Consider the following 3,134-nt stretch of genomic DNA (forward strand, 5'->3'; position numbering starts at 1 on the left):
TAGTAAGCTGTCATAACGGCAGAAACTAAAAGTAAAACACCAATAATTTTTTCCATACTTTACTCCTTACTTACCATTACCAACAAGCTCATATTGCTTGTGGTTTTCGCTGCTATTCATTTTTAAACCATTTAAATCTTGGTTTACTTTATAATAGTTATCAGCCTCATTTTGTTGAACCTTAATTCCATTTACAGTTAAAACTACTAAAATTGTAAGCAATAAAGCAGTTGCAATTAGCATTCCTGTAATACCATGTAATTTAAAGATTCCTCTTTCGTTTTCGTTCATTTGTGTATTTCCAGCCATATTACTCTCCTAAACTTCTAAGGTAAGCTGCTAATGCTTTTTGTTGAGTTTCGTTAAGTCTTCCGTCAAAGCTTGGCATAACACCAATGCTTCCTTTTTTACCATCTTTTAATACAGCCATAACGATTGCGTCGTCATATTCTCTAATGTTTGGAGCTACATAAGGCATACCTTTTCCATCTACTCCATGACATCCTGCACAAACTGCGTATGATGCTGGTTGTTCACCTTGGAATCCATTTGCAACATATTCAGCAATAGCAACAGCATCAGCACCAGAAGCCATACCAGCTGGCATTCCACCTGGGTATGCAGATTTTAAGTTATTTGCACCATTATTAATAACATCAAGAACTTGCTCTTTAGCCATTCTTTTTGTTAAATTATGGGCTTTACCATTAATACCTTCAGCATCAACACCATGACAAGGAGCACATTGTACTAAGTATAATGAACTACCCATAGCCTCAAGAGTCTCTTGAGATGGATTTTGCCATTTTGCTTCAAACTTTTTGTTATAGTCTAAAGTCTCTTCATTCCATTGTCCAATTTGAGAAAAACTATTAGTTGGATATCCAATTGCCATATACCAAAATGCCCAAACTATAGTTCCTATAAATGCTAAACCCCAACCTATAGGAATTGCATTTTTATACTCACCTATTCCATCCCAATTCTCGTCAGCTAAATTTCCTTCTGCCTTATCATTTTTCATTTGATTTATATACTTAAGTGCTACGAAAACTGTAATTGTAATAATTGATACGGCACCTAACATTGTTATACTATTAATATAATCATCACTTACAAAAGCATCACCTGCTGCGAAGTAAGTTCCTGATAATAAAGTGATGACAAGAATAACACCACCTATAACCATAGATTTCATATTATTTCACCTCTATTTTAAAGAATTTAAATATGCAATTAATGCAACTATTTCAGGAACCTGACCGTTAGCAACAGCATCTTTTACAGCTTGATTTTTCATATCAGCAGCAATTGCTTTAGCTTCTTCTTTAGCTCTAGCAATAGCAGACTCAAAATCACCTAATGGAACATCAATGTTTCCATCTCCATCAATATCTACATCGTATGGAGTGTTGAATACTGTTTTTACAGTATATGCTTCAGCATATGCAGTTTCTAAATCAGCAATATTCTTAAATTGATGAGGATATGCTGGCATAATTGAACCAGGAACAACAGATTCTGGGTCTAACATGTGGTTTTCATGCCAGTCAGTAGTTCTGTAGTTTCCAACTCTCATTAAGTCTGGTCCAGTTCTTTTTGATCCCCATAAAAATGGTCTATCATAAGCATACTCACCAGATAATGAATACATACCATATCTATCAGTCTCTGATTTAAATGGTCTAATTAATTGAGAGTGACATGCATTACAAGAATCTTTAATATAAACTTGTCTACCTGCTAACTCTAATAATGTATAAGGTTTAGTACCTACTGTTGGTCTAGACTGTTTTGCAAAATCTGGAATTACTTCAATAATACCTGCAAACGAAATAAATACGAATACTAATACCGCAAAGAAAAACGGTCTTTGTTCAAACCAATGAAACATAATTTTTCCCTCCTTCTTATGCAGCTACAGGCGTTGTATTAACTGGTTCTTTATCTAATACTCTACCACATTTAATTGTTTTATAAATGTTGTATGCGAACATAAAGAATCCGATTAGGTATAATAACCCACCAACAGCTCTAATAGTATAGTATGGTTTTAATACTACAACAGTATCAATAAATGAGTAAACTAATGAACCATATTCGTCATAAGCTCTCCACATCATACCTTGAGTAATACCTGCAATCCACATTGATGTAAAGTATAAAACAATACCAGTTGTTTGTAACCAGAATTGAGTATCCATTAATGACTTAGAGTATAACTCTCTTTTATACATTCTTGGAACCATGTGATATAAAGCAGCCATAATCATAAATACAACCCATCCTAATACACCATCATGTACGTGACCTGGAATCCAGTCAGTAAAGTGTGCAATTGCATTTACAGATTTGATAGCTTGAATTGGACCTTCAATAGTAGATAACATATAGAAAGTTGAAGCTAATACCATGAATTTAATTAATGTATTTGTTTGTAATTGTTGCCACTCACCCTTCATAGTTAAAAGCATATTAATAGCAGATCCCCATGATGGTAAAATTAATACAACTGACATTACAGAACCCATTGTCTGCATCCAATCTGGAACAGTTGCATAAATAAGGTGGTGTCCACCTGCCCATAAGTAAACAAATAATAATCCCCAAAAAGAAAGTATTGACAATTTATATGAATAAACATTCTGTCCAGACTCTTTTGGTAAAAAGTAATAACTCATAGCGATAATAGGTACTGTGAAGATAAATGCAACAGCATTGTGACCATACCACCATTGAACTAATGCATCATTTGTACCTGCATACATAGAAACAGAGTGAATCCACGAACCATAACCAGATACTAACGCAGTTGGAACTTCCATATTGTTAAATAAATATAACATTGCAACAGCAATAAATGTAGCAATGAAATACCAAATTGAGATATATAAAGTTCTCTCTCTTCTAATTCCAATTAAACCAAAAATAGAGATACCCCATAATACCCACCATACAACAACTAAAATGTCTAATGGCCACTCTAATTCAGCATACTCTTTTGAAGTTGTAATTCCCATAAATAGAGTAACAACAGCTAAAAGAATCGTGATGAAGTATAATACAAAGTGTAATTTAGCAATCGTCATTAAAAATGGTGATTCCTTAATTGAAACTTTTAAAACTCTTTGACT

Annotated in this window: 4 protein-coding genes; all 4 read right to left on the bottom strand. The window is 33.5% G+C overall.

The annotated features are described in order from the left end of the window. Nucleotides 1-66 precede the first annotated feature (66 nt). Nucleotides 67-309, bottom strand: a complete 243-nt coding sequence (locus ACH5BF_RS14190; protein WP_423273221.1) for a DUF4006 family protein — start codon at nt 307-309, stop codon at nt 67-69. Between the two features lies 1 nt (nt 310). Further along, complete coding sequence (locus ACH5BF_RS14195; protein WP_423274894.1) at nt 311-1,198, bottom strand: c-type cytochrome; 888 nt, start codon at nt 1,196-1,198, stop codon at nt 311-313. A 12-nt stretch (nt 1,199-1,210) separates the two neighbouring features. Then, on the bottom strand, nt 1,211-1,894 hold the full coding sequence (gene ccoO, locus ACH5BF_RS14200) for a cytochrome-c oxidase, cbb3-type subunit II (RefSeq protein ID WP_423274895.1): 684 nt from the start codon (nt 1,892-1,894) through the stop codon (nt 1,211-1,213). Between the two features lie 16 nt (nt 1,895-1,910). Next, nucleotides 1,911-3,134 (bottom strand): cbb3-type cytochrome c oxidase subunit I (locus tag ACH5BF_RS14205; protein ID WP_423274896.1); only part of this gene is annotated, 1,224 nt, incomplete at its 5' end.

It is taken from the genome of Arcobacter pernae, from assembly GCF_049472135.1.
GTDB lineage: Bacteria > Campylobacterota > Campylobacteria > Campylobacterales > Arcobacteraceae > Arcobacter_B.

Coding starts and splice junctions, on each gene's coding strand:
- ACH5BF_RS14190 (WP_423273221.1), bottom strand. CDS start 309: ATGGCTGGAAATACACAAATGAACGAAAACGAAAGAGGAATCTTTAAA.
- ACH5BF_RS14195 (WP_423274894.1), bottom strand. CDS start 1,198: ATGAAATCTATGGTTATAGGTGGTGTTATTCTTGTCATCACTTTATTA.
- ccoO (WP_423274895.1), bottom strand. CDS start 1,894: ATGTTTCATTGGTTTGAACAAAGACCGTTTTTCTTTGCGGTATTAGTA.